This window comes from Flavobacterium macacae, assembly GCF_003865365.1.
Lineage (GTDB): Bacteria > Bacteroidota > Bacteroidia > Flavobacteriales > Flavobacteriaceae > Flavobacterium > Flavobacterium macacae.
The window spans coordinates 21,639-41,988 of record NZ_RQVR01000003.1; the positions used below are offsets into that span (position 1 = coordinate 21,639).

A 20,350-nucleotide genomic window follows, 5' to 3' on the forward strand; every position below is an offset into this window, starting at 1 on the left:
TTTTCCTGTACATTTTATAAAAGAAGTCCTGCTGAAAAGCGGGATTTTTTTTGCCCAAAACTTTGCGAATCTCTGCGAAAAATCTTTGTATTTCTTTGCGTTAATTTTTACTTTTAGGAAATGAAAAAAGCCTTTTTTCCTTTAATAAATCAAAATTCTAAAATTCTAATTCTCGGAACAATGCCCGGAGAAAAATCATTAGAATTACAAGAATATTATGGAAACAGAGGAAATAGTTTCTGGAAATTACTCTTCACTTTATTTGACCAACCTTTACCAGAAAATTATGCTGAGAAGAAACAATTATTGATAGAAAAGAACATTGCACTTTGGGATGTTTTAGAATTCTGTGAACGAACCGGAAGCCTGGACAGCAATATCAAAAATGAAAAAGTAAATGACTTCAAAAGCTTTTATAAAAAATATCCCAATATAAAACACGTCTTTTTCTCGAGTAAAAATGCGTCTAATTACTATGACAAATATGTGGGAAGAAGAATTGATGTTCAATACACCATTCTTCCATCACCAAGCGGTGCCAATGCTTCCAAGAGTTTTCTGCAAAAATTAGAAGAATGGAAAGCTATTATGGAAGCTTTGAAAATAAAGTAGTAATTTTAAGTTCAAGTTTTCAGAAAACTCATAACTCATAATTAAAAAAACATGTCAAACATAGACCTCATTATAGAAGAAAGACCTCGTGATATCGGCGATTTTTTAGTCGGAAGATTATTGCCCTTTCGCAAAAAAAGAATGGTCGGGCCATTTATTTTTATTGATCACATGGGACCTGCCAAAATGGGACCTGAACATTATATGGATGTCGGCCAGCATCCGCACATTGGTTTGGCAACTTTGACTTTTTTATTACAAGGCGAAATTATGCACAAAGACAGCCTGGGTACGGAACAGAAAATTGCGCCAGGTTCAGTGAATTGGATGATTGCCGGAAACGGCGTCACGCATACGGAAAGAACTCCAAAAGAGTTACGCAACGGATCTGTTCACGACGTTCACGGTTATCAAATTTGGGTTGCGCTTCCAAAAGAAAAAGAAGATATGGAACCAGAATTTCATCATTTTGATCGAAATGATTTGCCACGCTGGAAAGATGGAACCACTGATTTTACATTAGTTGCCGGAAAAGGTTACGGAAAAGAATCACCAGTTCCAGTACATTCTAATCTGTTTATGGTAGAAATAAAATCGCAAGAAGAATATTTGCTTCACACCGAAGGACAGCTTTTTGGTGAAATCGGAATTTGCGTGGTGGAAGGTGCAATCCAAGCGTGCGAACACCATGTGGAGAAAGGAAACATGCTGGTTTCAAAATTAGAAGATGCCTGCTCGATGACTTTGATGCCCAACACGCACGTTATTCTTTTTGGCGGACAGCCGTTGCCTGAAGAACGTTTTATGTATTGGAATTTTGTTTCTTCCAGTAATGAAAAATTAGAAATAGCCAAAGAACGCTGGAGAAAAAAAGAGTTTCCAAAAGTTCCTGAAGATGACAGTTATGTAGTTATGCCTGAAGTGAAATAGTATTTTCCATAAAATTTAAAAATGACTCTATTGAATTATCGGTAGAGTCATTTTATTTTTATAAGACTCTTATTTTTAGATTGGATGTTGTGTAAAATTCCTAAAAATAAATAACTAAGTAAATTAATTCATTGTAATTGTTATCTTTGCATCCGTTATCACGAATCTCATAAAAGAGATAGCAACCTGCAACAACAAGCAAGGTGCTAAAACGATAAGCCAAATCCTTTGGAAAAAATGTTGTTTTCACACAATTTCTTTACGGTTTTGCTTTTCGTCGTGAACTTTATTAATTTTTAAGCTATCAATGATGAAACATCTTCAAATTCAAGGTAATGCCTTTGCTTTATTGCCTTTTTTTGTGTTTATTTTTACCTTTTTAGGAGCCGGAATCTTCCTGAATGACTTTTATGCATTGCCTTCACCGGTCGCAGTAGTTCTCGGAATTATTGTTGCTTTTTTGATTTATAAAAATTCCACGGATTCTAAAGTAGCCACTTTAATTGAAGGTTGTGGCAACAGCCAAATTATTACAATGTGTCTGATTTATTTATTTTCAGGCGCTTTTGCAACAGTCACGCAAGCGATGGGAGCCGTTGATTCTGTAGTAAATCTTGGAATAAATAATATTGATGCCGAATATTTTCCATTGGGAATTTTTTTAATAGCTTCATTTTTATCTACCTCAATTGGTTCCTCTGTAGGTTCGATTGTTGCATTGGGGCCAATCGCCATCAGTTTGGCCGACAAAACTGGTGCTTCAATGCCATTAATTGCAGGTTCGTTATTGGGCGGATCTATGCTTGGTGACAACCTCTCGATAATTTCAGATACCACAATTGCAGCGACACAATCGCTTGGATGTAAAATGAGAGATAAGTTTAAAGTCAATTTGTTTATTGCTTTGCCAGCTTCCATCGTGACAGTTTTGATCCTTTTTTATTTGGGAATGAACGCAGAAGTCAGTTCGGTAGCAATCGAAAAAGGAAATTATGAATTGGTCACAATCTTACCTTATTTATTAGTCATTATTTTGGCCGTTTCAGGCGTAAATGTATTCACTACTTTAATAATCGGAATTTTAGCAGCCGGAATTATTGGCTTCATCGGTAATAAATTTTCGCTGTTGCAATTCACTCAAAAGATCTACGAAGGATTTTTAAGCATGACCGATATATTTCTGTTATCAATGTTAACGGGCGGTTTGGCGGCTTTGGTTCAAAAAGCAGGCGGTATCGACTATGTCTTGCATAAAATTAAATCTAAAATAAAAAGCAAGAAATCAGCCCAGATGGGAATCGGAACTTTAGTAAGCTTGACCAACATTGCCATTGCAAATAACACCGTTTCCATTGTAATTAGCGGAAAAATCGCCAAAGAAATCAGCGACAAATATGATTTGAGTACGAGAAAAGTGGCGACAATCCTTGATGTTTTCAGTTGCATCGTTCAAGGAATTCTTCCTTATGGCGCCCAAGTTTTGCTGATCGTTGGTTTTGCAAAAGGAAAAATTGACTTTTTAGATTTGATTTCAAACGCTTGGTACATTTATATTTTGCTCCTTTTTACGATAATCGCAATTTACAGCACGGCATGGGACAAAAGAATAAATAAATTCATCAAAGATTAAAAGATAGGTCACATGATTGCAATTGAATTCTTATATTTGTCAACCTAACAAGAGCAAACTAAATTGAAATAGAATGAAATTATTAGAAGGAAAAACAGCGATTATCACAGGCGCAAGTCGCGGAATTGGACGCGGTATTGCTGAAGTTTTTGCAAAACACGGAGCAAACGTAGCATTCACATACAGTTCTTCTGCAGAAGCTGCAAAAGTGTTGGAAGATGAATTGACAGCCCTTGGCGTTCAAGCAAAAGGCTACCAGTCAAATGCGGCCGACTTCAACGAAGCGCAAAAATTGGTTGACGACGTAATCGCGACTTTCGGAAACATCGATATATTGATCAACAACGCTGGAATCACAAAAGACAACCTTTTGATGCGTATTTCTGAACAAGATTTTGACACGGTAATCAACGTAAACCTGAAATCGGTTTTCAATATGACCAAAGCTGTTCAAAAAACAATGCTGAAAAACCGCAAAGGTTCGATCATCAATATGAGTTCGGTTGTGGGAGTTAAAGGAAACGCCGGACAAACAAATTATGCCGCCTCAAAAGCAGGAGTTATTGGTTTCACAAAATCGGTAGCGTTAGAATTAGGTTCCAGAAACATCCGTTGCAACGCGATTGCACCAGGATTTATCGAGACAGAAATGACGGCAAAATTAAACGACGACGTAGTTCAAGGTTGGAGAGACGGAATTCCGTTGAAACGTGGCGGAACCACTGAAGACGTTGCAAACGCCTGTCTTTTCTTGGCTTCAGATATGAGCGCGTACATCACGGGACAAGTGATGAACGTTGACGGAGGAATGCTTACTTAATAAGTTTAGAAGTTTAAAAGTTTAAAAGGTATTGTTAAAATCCACTTTTGCGTATGAGAATTTTTAGTTTTGAAAAATTAATCGCTTGGCAAAAAGGAAGGGAATTGGCTCAGATGATTTACAAAATCACTAAAAAATTTCCTAAAGATGAAACTTTTGGATTAATAAGTCAAATGAGAAGATGTTCGATTTCGATTGCTTCAAATTTGGCTGAAGGTTCTGGAAGAAATTCACCAAAAGATAAAGCGAGATTTTCAGAAATTGCTTATGGTTCCTCACTTGAGTTATTAAACCAAATTATTTTAAGTCACGATTTTGAATATATCGCTGAACATGAATATAGTCAAATTCGTGAAAAAATTATAGGAGTAAATATGTTGATTGATGGTTTGTACAAATCTCAAATTAATAGCATCAAATAATCATATTGATTTTTAATTTTTTGTAAACACAAAGCATTTCGACAATATCTTTTAAACTCATAATCTTATAAACTATAAATGACAACAAACACCATCCTATTAATCTTACTTTCAATACTAATAGCAGGAGGTTTGTCGTTTTTTCAATATTATTTTAAAGCAAAGAACAAAACAAAAACAACTTTGCTTTTAGCATTCTTGCGATTTTTTTCCATTTTCGGGATTTTGCTTTTGCTGATCAATCCAAAGATAACAAGCAACATTTTTGAAATCGTAAAAACACCTTTGCCAATCGTTGTTGACAATTCAAGTTCGATTTCTGAATTAAAGGCAAATGAAACTTCCTTAGAAATCTACAAGAAATTAGTTTCAAACAAAGACTTACAAGAAAAATTTGAAATTCAATCCTATCAGTTTTCGAATGAAGTAGAAATTTCCGAAAAATTTGACTTCAAGGGAAGCCAAACCAATCTTGACGAAGTTGCCAAAAACTTAAAAAGCACAAATAAAAACAGCACATTTCCAACGGTAATTTTAACCGACGGAAACCAAACTTCGGGTAATGATTATGTGTACAGTTTTAACCCAAACAACAAAGTGTATCCCATAATTTTGGGTGACACCACGACATTTTTAGATTTAAAAATCAATCAGCTGAATGTCAATAAATATGCCTTCCATAAAAATAAATTTCCGGTAGAAGTTTTTCTTCAATACTCTGGAACAAAAAATATCACAGCTGATTTCAGTATTTCACAAGGAAATTCTGTTTTAAGCAAGCAAAGTGTTTCTTTTTCTCCAAGCAAAAAATCTCAGGTTTTAAATATTTTATTGCCGGCAAATAATGTTGGCGTTCAAGTTTTCAAAGCTTCCATTTCTTCAAAAGAATCAGAGAAAAATACCTATAATAATATAAAGAATTTTGCAGTAGAAGTCATTGATCAAAAATCCGAGGTAGCGTTAATTTCTACCATAAATCATCCTGATTTAGGCGCTTTGAAACGTTCAATTGAAACGAATCAGCAACGTAAGGTAACGATACTTAAGCCAAATCAAATCAATTCATTAGTAGATTACAATGTTTTGATTTTATACCAACCAACTTCTGAATTCAAATCGATTTTTGAAACCAATAAAAATGCCAATTTAAACACTTGGATTATAACCGGAACCAACACTGATTTTAATTTTTTGAATCAATATCAGAACAGTTTGCAGTTTAAAATGAGCAATCAAAAGGAAGATTATTTGGCTGATTTCAGTACTCAATTTAATCTTTTTGCGATTGACAATATTGGTTTTGAAAATTTACCTCCGTTACAAAATTCCTTTGGAAATGTCACGGTAAAAGAAAATGTGGATGTCTTGCTTTCTTCAAGAATCAGAAACGTAACTACTGGTTTTCCCTTATTTGCTTACACCGAAAATCAAGGAAAACGTAATGCTTTTTTGTTAGGAGAAAATATCTGGAAATGGAGATTGCAAAGCCATATCGATAATCAGTCTTTTGATAAATTTGATGTTTTTGTAGACAAGACCATTCAGTTTTTAGCTTCCAATAGTTCAAAGAAATCATTGGCTGTCAATCACGAAAGTTTTTATAATTCAGGCGAAGAAATTGAAATCAACGCGCAATATTTTAATAAAAACTATGAGTTTGATGAAAATGCGCGACTTTCCATTTCATTGAAAAATAAAACGACAAAACAGACCAAAAACTACGATTTATTAAAATCTAATAATTCGTATAAAGTCAATCTTGACGGACTTTCAGCGGGAGAATATAGTTTTAAAGTAACGGAGTTAAAATCAAAAGCAACATACAATGGTTTCTTTGAAGTCTTGGATTTTGATATTGAAAAGCAATTTGTGAATCCGGATTTGGCAAAATTAAACCAGTTGGCTTCACAAACTCAAGGAAACGTTTTCCATCCAAATCAAGTCGATAATTTGGTAAAATCTTTATTAGAAAATGAGGATTATAAAGCGGTTCAAAAAGCAGTTGTCAAAAAAACGCCGTTAGTGGATTGGATTTGGCTTTTAGTTCTGATCGGAATTTCTTTGGCATCAGAATGGTTTATTCGAAAATACCACGGATTACTGTAATTACCCTTCAAATTTCTGAAATCTTTCTTAAATGGATTCTTTCTTGCTATAAAGTTGTGTAAATTTATATGGAACCAAAATTAATCAATACTATGAAAACAAAATTTTTAGCGGTTATCTGCGTTATCGTGTTAGCGGGATTACAGTCGTGCAGTTGCAAAAAAGGAGCAGAAGCAGTTACCGAACTTTCAAAATCAAGCTGGGAATTAGCTGAAATTAACGGAAAAGCAATCAATAAACCAGACTACGCAAAGATTCCTGAACTAAAATTTGATCCATCAGAAAGCAGGGTTTCTGGTAATTCGGGTTGTAATTCAATTTCGGGGACTTTTAAAGTGGAAGAAGATAAAATTACTTTTGGACCCCTTGCACAAACCAAAATGGCTTGTGAAGGTTCTGGAGAAAATCAATTTACCACTGCTTTTAATACGGTTCAGAAATTTAAATTAGGAAACAAACTTTACTTTTACGACGGAAGTGGTAATAAAGTTTTATGTTTTACGAAAAAATAAAGAGTTAAATGAAGCATCTCAATTCCGGTATCGTAGTTCTTGCGTTAGTATTTTTATTTGCCAGTTGCAAACCAAAACCTTCAGAAGGAGAAGTGTCGAAAACAGATTCTAGTTCAGTTGAAAAACCGACAGCGGAAAAAGCAGAAGAATCTAAATTAGCCTATTTTAAAGCTGTTGGAACGGAACCTTTTTGGGGTATTGAAATTTCAAAAGATTCAATAAAATTTACCGTTCCTGAAAAAGATCAAAATTTTGCGGTTGCTTTTGTGAAACCAAATCGAGCAATGGATGCGAATATTTTGAATTACAGAGTGAAAACGGATTCGATTTCACTTGAATTTACGGTTATACTAGGCGATTGTTCTGATGGAATGTCTGATAGAGTTCATAAATATTCGGTAAAAGGAATTTTGAAAAGAGGTGATTCTAAAGAGCAAATTTTAACGGGCTGTGGCAATTATATTATCGATTATAGATTGCACGACATTTGGGCTTTGGAAGAAGTTGAAGGAAAAAAAATTGATCCTGAAGATTTTAAAAAAGGAGTTCCGAATTTAGAAATTTTTGCAGAAGAGGCGCGCTTTTCTGGATTGGCAGGTTGCAATTCAATAGGTGGAAAGCTATTTTTTGAAAATGATTTGTTGCGATTTACTGATATTGTGACTACTGAAATGATGTGTGATAATTTTAAAACAGAGAAAACTTTAGTAAAAGCCTTGGAAAGTACTACGCGATATGAATTAAAAGACAATAAATTATATCTTTTTAATCCTGAAGGCACCAAAGCGATATTCAGAAAAGTAGATTAGAATTTACTATATAAAAATAAAAAAGAGGCTCAAAGCCTCTTTTTTTATTCTTGTAATTCAAATAACTGCATTTGGTTTTTCAGCCGTTCCATCAGCATATTCATCATTCGCTTGTTCAATGATGAAGAATTTTGAATGTATGTGTTGTATTCTTGAATAGTAAATAATCCAATGACAATGCCTTTTAAAGAGTTTCTGAACTTGATGTCTTTGTGTATGGAATTCTCAATATAAGTTATTTTTTTCTCTACAGAATACGAATAAAAATCATTCTTGTATTTTGAGATATAATTTTTGAAAACTTCGATAAACAGATCATTTTGCAATTTTAGTATGGGGCGCAAGACCTGATTTTGAAAAACTTCATCTGGTGATGATTGGCTTGAAACTGTTCCTAGAGTTTCTCGTCTGAATTCAGCAATGAAAGCGTCTCTATTTTCCATAGTTTTCTTTTAAAGATAAAAAAAAACCGCTGTATTGCTACAGCGGTTTAGAAATATTTATGAAGAAATTATTTTACTTGGAAAGTAACTCTTCTTACGATTTGACGCGCTTCTTTAGAATTTTTGTTAACAGAAGTATCTTCTCCGTTACCAATAACTGTCAATCTTGAAGCATCAATTCCAGCGCTTGTTACAACAGCTTTAACTGCGTCAGCTCTTCTTTGAGAAAGATCTTTATTGTAGTTAGAATCTCCAATTTCGTCAGCATATCCAATGATGCTAGCAGATTTAGAAGGATTAGCTTTCATGTATTTAACTAAGAAGTCAACACCAGAAAGAGAAGCATTTGTTGGTTTTGTAGAATTGAAATCAAAATAAACATTTACATATCCACCGTTGATTAATTCTTCAATAGTACCGTTTGTAGCACCTTTTCCGTTTTGTCCGTACGTTTTATCTAAATAGCTTTCCAATTCGTCTGGAACACCATTTTGGTTTCTGTCGATAGACTGCCCTTTAGTGTTTACAGCAACTCCAGCGATAGAGTTTGGCTCTAAATCATACATGTCAGGCACACCATCTTTATCAGAATCAGCAAGACCAGTTTCAATCAAACCAACTCTTTCTTCCAATTCTTTAAGTTCTTTGCTTTTGTCTTCAGAATACCAGTCAGCATGTTTTTCAGCACCACCAAGATAGAATGTGAAACCTACAGATGCGTTTAATAAAACTCCGTCAAAAGCTCCCGTTGAAACTGTGCTTCTTCCGTCAAAGTTGTTATTTTGCTTACCGTTAACAATACCTGTTAAATCTCCTGTCAAAGCAACGCTGTTACCTAATCTGATTTGACCTGTCAATCCCAAGATACCATTACCCATATAGTCTTCACCATCAAATCCACCATTTTGTGCTGTTAATTGTGAAACACCAAATCCACCATGAGCTAATAAACCGAAAGTATTTGTCCAAGTTTCAAAATTTAAAACCCTTCCTAAGTTTATAACCCCTTGAAGGCTCGTTCTTAAATAAGTGCTTTCGAATGGAGCGCTATCATCGTGCTCTTGAAATTTATCATAACCGAAATCAAGTTTCAAACCAAATTTTGGATTAAACATATATCTAACACCTAAATCAGCGTGGAAGAAGTTTAAAGTTTCTGTATAATAACCAGAAGTCATCGCTCTAGTTGGTTTGTTAACACCACCATTCAATTCGATCGACCATCTGTCATAAGGAACTGTTTCGGTAGTTTCAACTGCTGTAGTTGTAGTCATTTCTTGTGCGTTTGCTCCTGCTAATGAAAGCAACAAAAACGAGAATAATGGTAAGTTCTTTTTCATAATTGTGAATTGGATTTTAAATTAAAGTTTTTAGATTTAATTCGTTTTGTAAGTTTTTTAATTTTAAAATTCTTGACAAAGATAGGGCAATACGCTTTAACATTTTCGCTTTTATGTTACATAATTCCCACCTTTAAGGTATCTTTAGTAATTCTATAACATTTGATTATCATAAAATTTAACATAAATTATAAATTATCTTTAGGATTGTTTAATTATAATTTTGAATTACAGCAACTTATGAAATTATCAATTACAAATACTATAAATTAGTGTTTTAGGATTTTGTAGTCGTTCGAGATGATGACTAGGACATACAAGTGTAACACTATATTAATTTAATGTAATATTGCTCAAATTATCTGCAATTTGCTACATTTACATCATAAAAATATTTTTTAAATAATGCGATTTCACAGTAGAAAATGGGTAAAACCCGAAGATTTAAATCCGAACCATACTTTATTTGGAGGAAAATTATTAGCTTGGATTGATGAAGAAGCCGCGCTTTATTCAATTATCCAATTAGAAAATGAACGCGTCGTTACCAAACACATGTCAGAAATTAATTTTGTAAGTTCTGCCAAACAAGGTGATATAATTGAAATCGGTATTGATGTTGTGAAATTTGGCAAAACGTCAATTACTTTAAAATGCGAGGTACGAAACATTATGACAAAAGAAACGATTATCACAGTAAATTCAATTACAATGGTAAATCTTGATAGTTTCGGCCGTCCTTCAATGCACGGAAAAACGGCAATTGAGTTCATTAAGGACAGAGTGAAAAAGTAATTATTCTTCTGTAAAAATTCCTTTTCCTGATGGCAATTCATAGATTTCTAAATCAAAATAGGGAACCGAAGCAATAATATGGTCAAAAATATCAGCCATAATATATTCATAATTGATCCATCTTTTATCGTTTGAAAAAGCATAAACCTCAATCGGAATGCCTTTTTCTGTAGGTTGCAAATGACGGCACATCATTGACATATCTTTATTTATTCCTGGATGTGTCGCTAAATATTGGTTGATGTATTTTCTGAAAATGCCTAAATTGGTCATATTTCGACCGTTGATTTTCAGGCTTTTGTCAATATTGTTGTTTAAGTTGTATTTCTCAATATCTTGCTGGCGGTGCTCCAGATAGGAAGAAATGAGTTGAATTTTTTTCAAACCTTCCAATTCATCCGTATGGAGAAACCGTACGCTGTTTACTTTAATTAAAATGGACCTCTTGATCCGTCTTCCGCCCGAATTTTGCATGCCACGCCAATTTTTAAACGAATCAGAAATCAGGCTGTAAGTAGGAATGGTAGTCGTCGTTTTGTCAAAATTCTGAACTTTTACGGTAGCCAGGTTAATTTCAATAACATCTCCGTCAGCACCAAATTTTTCAAAAGTCACCCAGTCGCCAATTCGAACCAAATCGTTTACAGAAACTTGAATGCTGGCCACAAAACCCAAAATAGTGTCTTTGAAGATTAAAATTACAATCGCAGAAATTGCTCCGAAAGTGGCAAAAATATTTGTAATTGAAGTATTGAAAATAATCAGAATCATTGAAGTGATTCCAAAAACCCAAAGAATGATCATTACCACCTGAACATAGCTGTCGATGGGCTTATCGCTGAAATCAGGCAACTTTTTAAGATGGTCTTTTATTGCATTTAAAATACTTCGGATGATCCACAGCACTAAAATGACGATGTAAATTTCAATGCCTTTGCTGAAAATCCCTTCCCAATACACAAATTTCTTCATAATTACCGGGACGATAAAATTTACAAACAGCAACGGAATCAGATAGGCAATGTATTTTGCGGTTTTATTGGCCACAAGAAGGTCATCAAATTCCGTTTTTGTTCGCAAAGCAATTATGCCAAAAATTTCGATTAATATTTTTCTGAATATATAATGTATGATAAAAACACAAAATACAAGCAAAATGATATTGACGAACAAATTTGCATACGCCGAAACCGTTTCACTGTAACCCCAGTTTTTAAATAAAGTATAGGTCCAATTAAATATTTTCTCACTCATTTAGGTTGTGCTTAGATATTTTTTTTCAATGTAAAATGTGCCAAGTGGAATCACAGATGCGATAGCAATTATGAAGAATTTTTTCCAATCCCAGTTTTCTTCCATTTTAAGCATTATAGCAAGAATGATGTAGCCGATGAATAAAACTCCGTGTGCCATACCGATGGGGAAAAGCAACGATTTATATAAATCTAGGTTCATGTTTTTGACGATCAGCATATTTGCAAATAAAGCTAAATAGGAAATTCCCTCAAGAACAGCGACAATTTTAAAAAGTTTAAGCATTGTATTTATTTGTGTTAAGAAATTGATTTACGGTTTTTATTAAGGATGATGAATCCAAAAATCCCACCAATTAAGGATGCGATAAAGATGCCTAGCTTGGCTTGCAGCTCATACTCGGGATTGTTAAAAGCAAGGTTGGTCACAAACAAGGACATGGTAAAACCAATAGATGCCAAAAGGCCTACGCCAAATAAGCTTTTATAGGTCATTCCCTCCGGAAGCATTGAAAGTTTTAATTTGATCATAAGCGAAGAAACTCCAAAAACGCCAATCACTTTTCCTGCAATTAAACCTAAAACAACACCTAGGGTGACATTGCTGGTTGCATTGGCAATAATGTCGTTCGAAAAGGTAACTCCGGCATTCGCTAAAGCAAAAACAGGCATCACAATAAAACTCACAAACGAATGCATGCTGTGTTCCAATCGATGCAAGGGTGACATGGCATCTTTTGTTGTAACATCCATTTCTTGCAAAACATGAATTTGGTTTTCCGTAAGCATTGGTGCGTCAGTAGTGTCTAATTCTTTAAAATGGCCAAGATATTTTTGGATTTTTAAAGTAAAATAATTTTCATCAATTCTTGAAGTAGAAGGGATCGTAAAAGCAACTAAAACGGCTGCAATGGTAGCGTGAACTCCTGAAAGCAAAAACGGAAGCCAAACGCCTAAAATCCCTATAATGGCAAAGAAAAGAATATTTCGGACACCTAATTTGTTGCACATAAATAGGAAGGCTAAAAATCCCAAGCCGATTCCTAAAGCAAGAAAATTTATTTCTGCCGTATAAAAAAAGGCAATCACCAAAACGGCTCCCAGGTCATCAACAATAGCCAACGCGGTCAAGAAAATTTTTAAGGTCGCCGGAATTTTATCTCCCAATAGATATAAAACCCCCAAAGCAAAAGCAATGTCAGTCGCCATTGGAATTCCCCAACCATGGCCAGAATCTGTCCCGAAATTGAAAATGGTATATATCAATGCTGGAAAAATCATTCCTCCGATTGCGGCAACAATCGGTAAAAGTGCTTTTTTAGGCTCAGATAATTCACCGCCGATAATTTCTCTTTTTAATTCTAAACCGACTACAAAAAAGAAAATCGCCATCAAACCGTCATTTACCCAATGGTGAAGGCTCAAGTTTAAATAAGAGTTTCCGTCAAAGATAAATCCAATTTTGTGTTCCCAAAGATGATGGTAAGCATCTTTCCATTGTGAATTTGCAAGAAAAATGGCTAAAATTGCAGCAACAAAAAGTACAATTCCTCCAGTGGTAGACTTGCTTATAAATTTACTAATTGGATTTATGATCCATTTTTCGGCGGGTGTTGGGGTAATTTCGTATTTCATTTGTAAGTTTTGAATTTGGCAAATTTAGGCATTCCCATTGAGGATTAAAAACCTGCAAGGCATTGATTTTATTAAATTTATTATAAAACCTTATGTTATCTTTGTAAAAAAAGCGATTTTAAAGAATGAGCAAAAGAGATTTAAAAAAATATCTGAAAGAATTAGATAAAGGGCAACTTGAAGAACAGCTGCTTGAACTTTATGAGAAATTTTCAGACGTAAAAGTGTATTATGATTTTGTATTTAATCCAAAAGAGGAAAAGCTTTTGCAAGAATCAAAGTTGAAAATCACCAATGAATATTTTCCGTTAAAAGGGAAGCGTCCAAAATTGCGGCGTTCCACTGCCCAAAAAATCATCAAGCATTTTCTGAGTCTGGGCGTTGATGCTTTTGTGGTCGCTGATTTGATGCTGCACAATATTGAAGTGGCCCAAAAATATGCTGCCAAACGCGAAATGCGTTATTCTTCATTTTATAAAAGCATGCTCAATTCGTTTGAGCAAGTCGTAAAATATTCCATTGAAAACGGGTTGGTTTCTGAATACAGATCAAGAATTTTTGAGGTAAAAGACAAAGCCTTGGCCCAAAAGTGGGAAAATAGGGAAGAGTTTGAACGTGTTTTAGATATTTTTGATTAAAACAACGGAAGCTGGCAATTCAATTCAAAATAGCCTTCTTTTCTTTGGCCGGTTCTGAACAAATTAACCATTTGGTGCGCGTGTCTCGTGGGTTCAGGAATGCGATGTTTTAAAATCGTCTTCAGCATTATTTCAATGCTATCGTCCACCGAAATATGATGTCCCGGAGAAATAAAAACTGGTTTTACATTATTTTTAGTTCGCAAAGCATAACCTAATTTATCACTTCCTTTATAAATCGGGCAAGTACTGAATTTTTCATCTTCTAAAGCGCTGTATTTTCCGTGAAGCATATTCTTGGCACAGCCAATCGTCGGATGATCTGTCAATAAACCAAAATGCGATGCAATTCCCATTCGCCTCGGATGCGTGATTCCTTGTCCGTCTAAAATCAGTAAATCAGGTTTATTCGGAATTTGATCCCAAGCTTTGAGCAACGTCGGCACTTCTCTAAAAGCTAAAAATTCTGAAGTATATTCCACCTTCGATTCGCCTTCCACTAAAGAATAAGATAATGGAACCATTTCGGGATAACTCAATATCACGATTCCTGCAAATAATTTCGAACTGCCAACATCGTGCGAAATATCGGCTCCGGCAATCGTGGTAATATTTTTATTTAGGGTCTTTAATGAAATTGATTTTCTCATCTCATTTTGAAGAAATGTGGCGCTTTCTATCGTGAAATCATCATCGTTCAGCATAAATTCAAAAATGGATTATAAAAATATTTCCTATAAATCTTACAGAATATGCAAAAGTAAAAATTATAAAATCCTTAATTGTTATATGATTAGCCAATGTTTTTATAAATTTTTTTGCTAATATTTGAAATTATGAAATCTGCAAGTATCATTTTATCTTTTTTAGACGTACTTTTGCAAATTATCAAAAACCACAATGTCCCATACAACTACAGAGATTAAAAAAGAAGAGAAAAAAGAGCTTTATGACTACCAACAAGGGGACATTAATGCTATTTTTGACCGATTAGAGAACGCTCCAAAAAATCACCACTTATTGTACCAGCTTCCCACAGGAGGAGGGAAGACTGTAATTTTTTCAGAAATCGTTAGAAGATATTTGGCAGAATACAATAAAAAAGTGGTGGTGTTGACACACAGAATCGAGCTTTGCAAGCAGACTTCAAAGATGCTGAAAAGCTTTAATGTCAAAAACAAAATCATTAACAGCGTCATTAAAGAATTGCCTGACCAAGAAGAATATTCTTGCTTCGTGGCGATGGTTGAAACCTTGAAAAACAGGTTAAATGACGAGAAATTAGAGATTGATAACGTTGGTCTTGTGATCATTGATGAGGCGCACTACAACTCCTTCAGAAAGTTACTGACATCGTTCAAGAATTCATTCATTTTAGGAGTTACGGCAACCCCTTTGAGCTCTAACATTAAGCTTCCGATGAATGAAAATTATGACGAACTTATTGTGGGCGACCCGATTAACAGATTGATTGAAAACGGATTTTTAGCAAAAGCAGTTACCTATAGTTATGACGTTGGGTTAACTTCGCTGAAAGTCGGTATTAACGGAGATTATACCGTGAAATCTTCTGATGATTTATATACTAATATGGCGATGCAAGAGAAATTATTGCACGCTTACACTGAAAAATCGTTAGGAAAAAAGACGCTTATTTTCAATAACGGAATCAACACTTCTTTATATGTGTATGAAACTTTTAGAGAAGCCGGTTATGAAATTCGCCATTTAGATAATACGACGACAACCGAAGACAGAAAGGATATTTTGTCTTGGTTCAAGCATACGCCTGACGCAATTTTGACTTCTGTCGGGATTTTGACAACTGGTTTTGACGAACCAACGGTGGAAACCATTATTTTAAATCGTGCTACAAAATCATTGACTTTATATTTTCAGATGATTGGGCGCGGTTCTAGAAAATTGCATGGAAAAGATAATTTTACAGTAATTGATTTAGGAAATAACGCCGCACGTTTCGGACTTTGGAGCGAACCGATTGACTGGCAGCACATTTTTAAATCACCAGAATTTTATCTAGAAAATCTGCGTGATGATGCCGAAATCGAATTGCATTTTAAATACACGATGCCACCAGATTTGCGTGCCAAGTTCAGCAAAACGGCCGATGTAACTTTTGATGTTGATGAAGAGCACAAAATGGCTATCGCCAAAAATGAACGTTCAAAAGTGGTTTTGGATAAATCCATTGACCAACACGCCTCGATGTGCGTGGACAATACTGAAACGTTGAGCGAAGCAAAAAATTTATGCAAAGAATTAGACGATGATATCGAAAGCCGCGTAAAATATTTTACAAATTGCTTGAGCAAAAGCAGTAAAAATTACCGCGAATGGCTGATGGAAGATTACAAATTAAAGCTTGCCTTGTTATTAGGAAAAAAATACAGGGAAAAAATCATGAACGAACCAGATTGATTTTTTTCTCAATCAATTACACGCCTTTCACTTAAATAAAACAAACTTATGGCTAACGCATTTTCAGGATTTGGCTTTTCAGCCGAGATTATTAAAGGAATCAATGAATTGAATTTTTCTGTTCCTACGGAAATTCAAGAGAAAGCAATTCCGGTTTTATTAAATAAAACGGAAGATTTTGTAGGTCTTGCCAAAACAGGAACTGGAAAAACGGCTGCGTTTGGTTTGCCTTTATTGCAATTAGTTGATGCTGAAGATAAAAAAGTTCAAGCCATAATTTTAGTCCCGACAAGAGAATTAGGTCATCAGATTTATGATAATTTAGTGGCATTCGCCAAATTTATGCCGTCGATTTCCATTGCAGCGACTTGCGGAGGAATTCCCATAAAACCACAAATCGAAAGAATTTCACAAGGAGCACACATCGTTGTGGCTACTCCAGGAAGATTGATCGATTTGATAAAAAGACAAGCAATTAATATCAAAGACTGTAAGTTTTTGATTCTAGATGAAGCTGACGAAATGATGTCTGCGTTAAAAGAGGGTCTGGATGAAATCGTTTCTGAATTGCCAAAAAGCAGAAGAACTTGGTTGTTTTCAGCGACTTTGCCAGGAGCGATTAAGCAGTTGGTCCAAAATTATATGTCAAAAAATATCACGCAAGTTAGCGCTGATATGGCCACTTCTGGAAATCAGGGAATCGACCACAATTATATTGTTGTGGAACCAGAAGAAAAGCTGGATGTTCTGACGCATTTTTTAAATTCTAAGGAAGGACAGCGCGGTATTATTTTTTGCAAAACCAAAGCGGCCGTAAATAAATTAGCTAAAAACTTAGCGATAAATAAATTTTCTTCTGGTGCTTTGCACGGAAGCTTGAGCCAGCCAATCCGTGACCGAATTATGGAGCAATTTCGCGAGGGACATATTTCGATTTTGGTTGCAACTGATTTGGCGGCGCGTGGAATTGACGTAAAAGAAATTGCTTACGTAGTAAATTACCATCTTCCAGATACGTATGAAGCGTATGTTCACCGTAGCGGAAGAACTGCAAGAGCGGGAGCAAAGGGCCTTTCATTGACGGTTTTGCAACCAGAAGAAGTGATTGAAATTGCTGATTTTGAAAAAGAATTAGGAATCAAGTTTAGTGAATTTAAAAAGCCATCGGCAGAAAGTATTGAGGAAAATAATACTTTTTTATGGGCAAAACAGATTTTCAAAACCAAACCAAATCATGAGGTTTCAAAAGAATTTAAAGATAAAATCAAGACTGTTTTTCATCATTTGACCAAAGACGAATTGATTGAAAAACTCTTGGCGCACCAACTTTTACAAACCAAAAATCCTGTTGTTGCAAAAACGGAGGAACCAAATAAGAAGTTCAAGAAGAAATAAATTCAAAATAATTACAGTAATAAAAAAGCTTAAAAATCATCATAAGTAATGATTTTTAAGCTTTTTTTATATTCCAATTACTTTCTCTGCTTCTACATTGGAGAAAGAATACGAACAAATTTTATTTCTGCAATGGAAGGCCTCATTTTTCAGCTAAAATTCTTGCACAAAGAGTTGTGAAATTCCCACAGGGGTGCGAAAAGACAAGTTTTTTATTTGTCTATTTTTACTCCTTTGTAAGCCAAGAAAAAAATAAACAATTGAGGTATTTCATAATTTTGGTTGCTTTTTAAAGGCATTTCTGCCGTCCTCTATCATTTGTGAGAGAGCCTCGCATTCCAATGAGGTATGATGATTTACCAAATAAAGATTAGGAAATACTTTTGTGAATAATTTATTATGGTTCTAACTTTATAAAACCAATGATTATTTATGATTTCATTAAATTTAACGGATAATGTTATTCACAATAGTTGTTTATTTGGCCTTATTATCGGAATTTTGAAGAATCAATATTTACAAATAAAATGGACAATACACATTATATAAGTGCAGAATTACTTACAATAGAACATCTTGAAGAAATTTTAAATCACCATAAAACGCTGGCTCTTTCTGAGGAAGCTAAGGTGAATATCCAGAAATGCCGTACTTATTTAGATAAGAAAATGGAATCTCATGAAGATCCGATTTATGGCATAAACACGGGTTTCGGATCGTTATACAATATAAAAATTTCAAACGAAAACTTGACTAAACTTCAAGAAAACCTGATGAAGTCGCACGCTTGTGGAACAGGAGCGGAAGTTTCTCAAGAGATTGTAAAAATGATGCTTTTGCTGAAGATTCAGTCGTTAAGTTATGGGTATTCTGGCGTTCAGTTGGAAACGGTGGAACGTTTGATTGATTTTTACAATAATGAAGTTTATCCGGTGGTTTATGAATTGGGATCGCTTGGCGCTTCGGGAGATTTGGCTCCGTTGGCGCATTTGTCTTTGCCTTTGATTGGTGAAGGTGAAGTTTATTTCAACGGAAAAAAACAGCAGGCGATTGATGTTTTGAACCATTTTGGTTGGAAAACAATCACGCTAAAATCTAAAGAAGGCTTGGCGCTTTTAAACGGAACGCAGTTTATGAATGCTTTTGGCGCCCATATTTTGATTAAAGCTACAAAATATTCGTATTTAGCTGATTTAATCGGAACCATTTCTTTGGAAGGTTTTGACGGAAGAATCGAACCTTTTAATGAATTGATCCACTATATCCGTCCGCATAAAGGTCAGATTGTGACAGCAAAAAGAGTTTCAGAATTTTTAGAAGGAAGCGAAATTATTGAACAACAAAAGAAACACGTTCAAGATCCTTATTCTTTCCGTTGTATTCCGCAAGTACATGGCGCATCTAAAGATACGATTGATTATGTAAAGAAAGTATTTAAGACTGAAATCAACTCGGTAACGGATAATCCAAATGTATTTATTGAGACAGACCAAATTATTTCTGGTGGAAATTTTCACGGCCAGCCCTTGGCTTTGGCGCTGGATTTCTTGTCGATTGCTTTGGCAGAATTAGGAAGTATTTCAGAAAGAAGAACCTACCAATTGATTTCAGGATTGAGAGGTTTGCCTGCATTTTTGGTTGATAATCCCGGATTAAATTCTGGCTTTATGATTCCGCAATATACGGCTGCAAGTATCGTCAGCCAAAACAAACAATTGGCGACTCCCGCAAGTATCGATAGCATTGTTTCCTCAAACGGACAAGAAGATCACGTGAGTATGGGGGCAAATGGTGCAACAAAAGCATTGCGAATTATGGATAATTTGGAGCGCATTTTGGCGATCGAATTGATGAATGCTTCGCAAGCAATTCACTTCAGGGAGCCTTTGAAATCAAGCGATTTTATTGAAATGTTCTTGAAATCATATAGAGAAGAAGTGCCGTTAGTCAGCGAAGATCGAATTTTGCATTATGACATTGAGAAGACGATTGCATTTTTAAAGAGCTTTCAGATTGATGAAAGTACTCAAAATTAATTTATAATACATTAATTGTAAAACAAAAAAGTTGGCTGATGGCCAACTTTTTTGTTTTTAGTCAATTCCACCTAATGATTTGTGGTTTCGTTTTCTTTTATAATGCGATTTCCTCAAATTTTCGTTTCCAGAAATGATGCTGATATTACCGTCCATTTCTAACATCGCTAACTTTACGTCTTTAAAAAATTCAACGCCGTGTTCGTGCATTGCTTCAGTCAGTTCTTCGGATGTAATTCCTAATTTGCTTAAGGTTTTAAATTCCAATTTCCCGTTGTGAATTAGAATTTCCGGTTTCTGCTGTAGTAAATTATTCAATCCCTTAAATCGGAACATCAATTTCTTCAGGATAAAATTCACTACAAATAAAGCGCCGGCCGCAACCAAACCGCCCCAAAGCGAAGTGTCGCTTCCGACCATTGCATTTTGTACCGAATTGCTGATTAATAAAATTAGAATAATATCCGCCGTATTTAGTTGCGATAATTCCTTTTTTCCGAAAATGCGCAAAGCGATGACCATAAAAAAATATACG

At 34.8% G+C, this 20,350-nt stretch carries 20 protein-coding genes and 1 riboswitch; of the genes, 13 read left to right on the forward strand and 7 right to left on the reverse strand.

Translation table 11 applies throughout. The features are described 5' to 3' along the window. The first annotated feature begins 120 nt into the window (after positions 1 to 120). From EG849_RS03445 to EG849_RS03480, 8 genes are all read left to right on the forward strand, one after another. The gene (locus EG849_RS03445) at positions 121 to 612 is read left to right on the forward strand and encodes a DNA-deoxyinosine glycosylase (protein ID WP_125011692.1); all 492 of its coding nucleotides are present in this window, start codon (positions 121 to 123) and stop codon (positions 610 to 612) included. Between the two features lie 51 nt (positions 613 to 663). Further along, the gene (locus tag EG849_RS03450) at positions 664 to 1,542 is read left to right on the forward strand and encodes a pirin family protein (RefSeq protein WP_125011693.1); all 879 of its coding nucleotides are present in this window, start codon (positions 664 to 666) and stop codon (positions 1,540 to 1,542) included. 150 nt (positions 1,543 to 1,692) lie between these two features. Continuing rightward, positions 1,693 to 1,790, forward strand: a riboswitch (SAM-I-IV-variant riboswitch). A 59-nt stretch (positions 1,791 to 1,849) separates the two neighbouring features. Further along, positions 1,850 to 3,172 carry a Na+/H+ antiporter NhaC family protein gene (locus EG849_RS03455; protein ID WP_125011694.1) on the forward strand — a complete coding sequence of 441 codons (1,323 nt, stop codon included), beginning with the start codon at positions 1,850 to 1,852 and terminating at the stop codon, positions 3,170 to 3,172. A 73-nt stretch (positions 3,173 to 3,245) separates the two neighbouring features. Beyond that, on the forward strand, positions 3,246 to 3,992 hold the full coding sequence (gene fabG, locus EG849_RS03460; protein ID WP_125011695.1) for a 3-oxoacyl-[acyl-carrier-protein] reductase: 747 nt from the start codon (positions 3,246 to 3,248) through the stop codon (positions 3,990 to 3,992). A 53-nt stretch (positions 3,993 to 4,045) separates the two neighbouring features. Further along, positions 4,046 to 4,414 (forward strand): four helix bundle protein, encoded by a 369-nt coding sequence (locus EG849_RS03465; RefSeq protein ID WP_125011696.1) that lies wholly within the window; start codon positions 4,046 to 4,048, stop codon positions 4,412 to 4,414. 78 nt (positions 4,415 to 4,492) lie between these two features. Beyond that, positions 4,493 to 6,520, forward strand: a complete 2,028-nt coding sequence (locus EG849_RS03470; RefSeq protein WP_125011697.1) for a hypothetical protein — start codon at positions 4,493 to 4,495, stop codon at positions 6,518 to 6,520. 92 nt (positions 6,521 to 6,612) lie between these two features. Then, the gene (locus tag EG849_RS03475) at positions 6,613 to 7,032 is read left to right on the forward strand and encodes an META domain-containing protein (protein WP_158611912.1); all 420 of its coding nucleotides are present in this window, start codon (positions 6,613 to 6,615) and stop codon (positions 7,030 to 7,032) included. A gap of 8 nt (positions 7,033 to 7,040) precedes the next feature. Further along, positions 7,041 to 7,841: an META domain-containing protein gene (locus tag EG849_RS03480; protein ID WP_125011699.1), complete on the forward strand. Its 801-nt coding sequence runs from the start codon at positions 7,041 to 7,043 to the stop codon at positions 7,839 to 7,841. 44 nt (positions 7,842 to 7,885) lie between these two features. Here EG849_RS03480 and EG849_RS03485 read toward each other — a convergent pair whose 3' ends face one another. Further along, complete coding sequence (locus EG849_RS03485) at positions 7,886 to 8,284, reverse strand: glyoxalase (RefSeq protein ID WP_125011700.1); 399 nt, start codon at positions 8,282 to 8,284, stop codon at positions 7,886 to 7,888. A gap of 68 nt (positions 8,285 to 8,352) precedes the next feature. Further along, positions 8,353 to 9,624: an OmpA family protein gene (locus EG849_RS03490; RefSeq protein ID WP_125011701.1), complete on the reverse strand. Its 1,272-nt coding sequence runs from the start codon at positions 9,622 to 9,624 to the stop codon at positions 8,353 to 8,355. Positions 9,625 to 10,029: 405 nt separating this feature from the next. Here EG849_RS03490 and EG849_RS03495 point away from each other — a divergent pair, with 405 nt between their 5' ends. Continuing rightward, positions 10,030 to 10,419, forward strand: a complete 390-nt coding sequence (locus tag EG849_RS03495; RefSeq protein WP_125011702.1) for an acyl-CoA thioesterase — start codon at positions 10,030 to 10,032, stop codon at positions 10,417 to 10,419. Here EG849_RS03495 and EG849_RS03500 read toward each other — a convergent pair whose 3' ends face one another. From EG849_RS03500 to nhaA, 3 genes are read right to left on the reverse strand one after another with little or no spacing between them, the layout of a single operon-like run. Further along, entirely contained in the window at positions 10,420 to 11,673 is a 1,254-nt protein-coding gene (locus EG849_RS03500) for a mechanosensitive ion channel family protein (RefSeq protein WP_125011703.1), read from the reverse strand. Then, positions 11,674 to 11,958: a DUF3817 domain-containing protein gene (locus tag EG849_RS03505; RefSeq protein WP_125011704.1), complete on the reverse strand. Its 285-nt coding sequence runs from the start codon at positions 11,956 to 11,958 to the stop codon at positions 11,674 to 11,676. A 14-nt stretch (positions 11,959 to 11,972) separates the two neighbouring features. Continuing rightward, the gene (gene nhaA / locus EG849_RS03510; RefSeq protein WP_125011705.1) at positions 11,973 to 13,307 is read right to left on the reverse strand and encodes a Na+/H+ antiporter NhaA; all 1,335 of its coding nucleotides are present in this window, start codon (positions 13,305 to 13,307) and stop codon (positions 11,973 to 11,975) included. Positions 13,308 to 13,432: 125 nt separating this feature from the next. Here nhaA and EG849_RS03515 point away from each other — a divergent pair, with 125 nt between their 5' ends. Beyond that, positions 13,433 to 13,945: a DUF6155 family protein gene (locus EG849_RS03515; RefSeq protein WP_125011706.1), complete on the forward strand. Its 513-nt coding sequence runs from the start codon at positions 13,433 to 13,435 to the stop codon at positions 13,943 to 13,945. On the opposite strand, the gene EG849_RS03520 is transcribed toward EG849_RS03515, so the two are convergent. Next, positions 13,942 to 14,649, reverse strand: coding sequence for an endonuclease V (locus EG849_RS03520; protein ID WP_125011707.1), 708 nt, complete (start codon positions 14,647 to 14,649; stop codon positions 13,942 to 13,944). The two genes, EG849_RS03515 and EG849_RS03520, sit on opposite strands and share 4 nt — an antisense overlap. 196 nt (positions 14,650 to 14,845) lie before the next feature. Between EG849_RS03520 and EG849_RS03525 the strand changes: the two genes are divergently transcribed. From EG849_RS03525 to hutH, 3 genes are all read left to right on the forward strand, one after another. Next, positions 14,846 to 16,384 (forward strand): DEAD/DEAH box helicase, encoded by a 1,539-nt coding sequence (locus EG849_RS03525; RefSeq protein WP_125011708.1) that lies wholly within the window; start codon positions 14,846 to 14,848, stop codon positions 16,382 to 16,384. A gap of 48 nt (positions 16,385 to 16,432) precedes the next feature. Next, positions 16,433 to 17,779 carry a DEAD/DEAH box helicase gene (locus EG849_RS03530; protein WP_125011709.1) on the forward strand — a complete coding sequence of 449 codons (1,347 nt, stop codon included), beginning with the start codon at positions 16,433 to 16,435 and terminating at the stop codon, positions 17,777 to 17,779. Positions 17,780 to 18,306: 527 nt separating this feature from the next. Continuing rightward, complete coding sequence (gene hutH / locus EG849_RS03535) at positions 18,307 to 19,815, forward strand: histidine ammonia-lyase (protein WP_125011710.1); 1,509 nt, start codon at positions 18,307 to 18,309, stop codon at positions 19,813 to 19,815. A gap of 57 nt (positions 19,816 to 19,872) precedes the next feature. On the opposite strand, the gene EG849_RS03540 is transcribed toward hutH, so the two are convergent. Next, on the reverse strand, positions 19,873 to 20,337 hold the full coding sequence (locus EG849_RS03540; RefSeq protein WP_125011711.1) for a DUF421 domain-containing protein: 465 nt from the start codon (positions 20,335 to 20,337) through the stop codon (positions 19,873 to 19,875). Positions 20,338 to 20,350: the final 13 nt, after the last annotated feature.

Bases quoted from the DNA above. Each gene is read 5' to 3' on its own strand.
- EG849_RS03445 (WP_125011692.1), top strand. From the start codon at position 121: ATGAAAAAAGCCTTTTTTCCTTTAATAAATCAAAATTCTAAAATTCTA.
- EG849_RS03450 (WP_125011693.1), top strand. From the start codon at position 664: ATGTCAAACATAGACCTCATTATAGAAGAAAGACCTCGTGATATCGGC.
- EG849_RS03455 (WP_125011694.1), top strand. From the start codon at position 1,850: ATGATGAAACATCTTCAAATTCAAGGTAATGCCTTTGCTTTATTGCCT.
- fabG (WP_125011695.1), top strand. From the start codon at position 3,246: ATGAAATTATTAGAAGGAAAAACAGCGATTATCACAGGCGCAAGTCGC.
- EG849_RS03465 (WP_125011696.1), top strand. From the start codon at position 4,046: ATGAGAATTTTTAGTTTTGAAAAATTAATCGCTTGGCAAAAAGGAAGG.
- EG849_RS03470 (WP_125011697.1), top strand. From the start codon at position 4,493: ATGACAACAAACACCATCCTATTAATCTTACTTTCAATACTAATAGCA.
- EG849_RS03475 (WP_158611912.1), top strand. From the start codon at position 6,613: ATGAAAACAAAATTTTTAGCGGTTATCTGCGTTATCGTGTTAGCGGGA.
- EG849_RS03480 (WP_125011699.1), top strand. From the start codon at position 7,041: ATGAAGCATCTCAATTCCGGTATCGTAGTTCTTGCGTTAGTATTTTTA.
- EG849_RS03485 (WP_125011700.1), bottom strand. From the start codon at position 8,284: ATGGAAAATAGAGACGCTTTCATTGCTGAATTCAGACGAGAAACTCTA.
- EG849_RS03490 (WP_125011701.1), bottom strand. From the start codon at position 9,624: ATGAAAAAGAACTTACCATTATTCTCGTTTTTGTTGCTTTCATTAGCA.
- EG849_RS03495 (WP_125011702.1), top strand. From the start codon at position 10,030: ATGCGATTTCACAGTAGAAAATGGGTAAAACCCGAAGATTTAAATCCG.
- EG849_RS03500 (WP_125011703.1), bottom strand. From the start codon at position 11,673: ATGAGTGAGAAAATATTTAATTGGACCTATACTTTATTTAAAAACTGG.
- EG849_RS03505 (WP_125011704.1), bottom strand. From the start codon at position 11,958: ATGCTTAAACTTTTTAAAATTGTCGCTGTTCTTGAGGGAATTTCCTAT.
- nhaA (WP_125011705.1), bottom strand. From the start codon at position 13,307: ATGAAATACGAAATTACCCCAACACCCGCCGAAAAATGGATCATAAAT.
- EG849_RS03515 (WP_125011706.1), top strand. From the start codon at position 13,433: ATGAGCAAAAGAGATTTAAAAAAATATCTGAAAGAATTAGATAAAGGG.
- EG849_RS03520 (WP_125011707.1), bottom strand. From the start codon at position 14,649: ATGCTGAACGATGATGATTTCACGATAGAAAGCGCCACATTTCTTCAA.
- EG849_RS03525 (WP_125011708.1), top strand. From the start codon at position 14,846: ATGTCCCATACAACTACAGAGATTAAAAAAGAAGAGAAAAAAGAGCTT.
- EG849_RS03530 (WP_125011709.1), top strand. From the start codon at position 16,433: ATGGCTAACGCATTTTCAGGATTTGGCTTTTCAGCCGAGATTATTAAA.
- hutH (WP_125011710.1), top strand. From the start codon at position 18,307: ATGGACAATACACATTATATAAGTGCAGAATTACTTACAATAGAACAT.
- EG849_RS03540 (WP_125011711.1), bottom strand. From the start codon at position 20,337: ATGGTCATCGCTTTGCGCATTTTCGGAAAAAAGGAATTATCGCAACTA.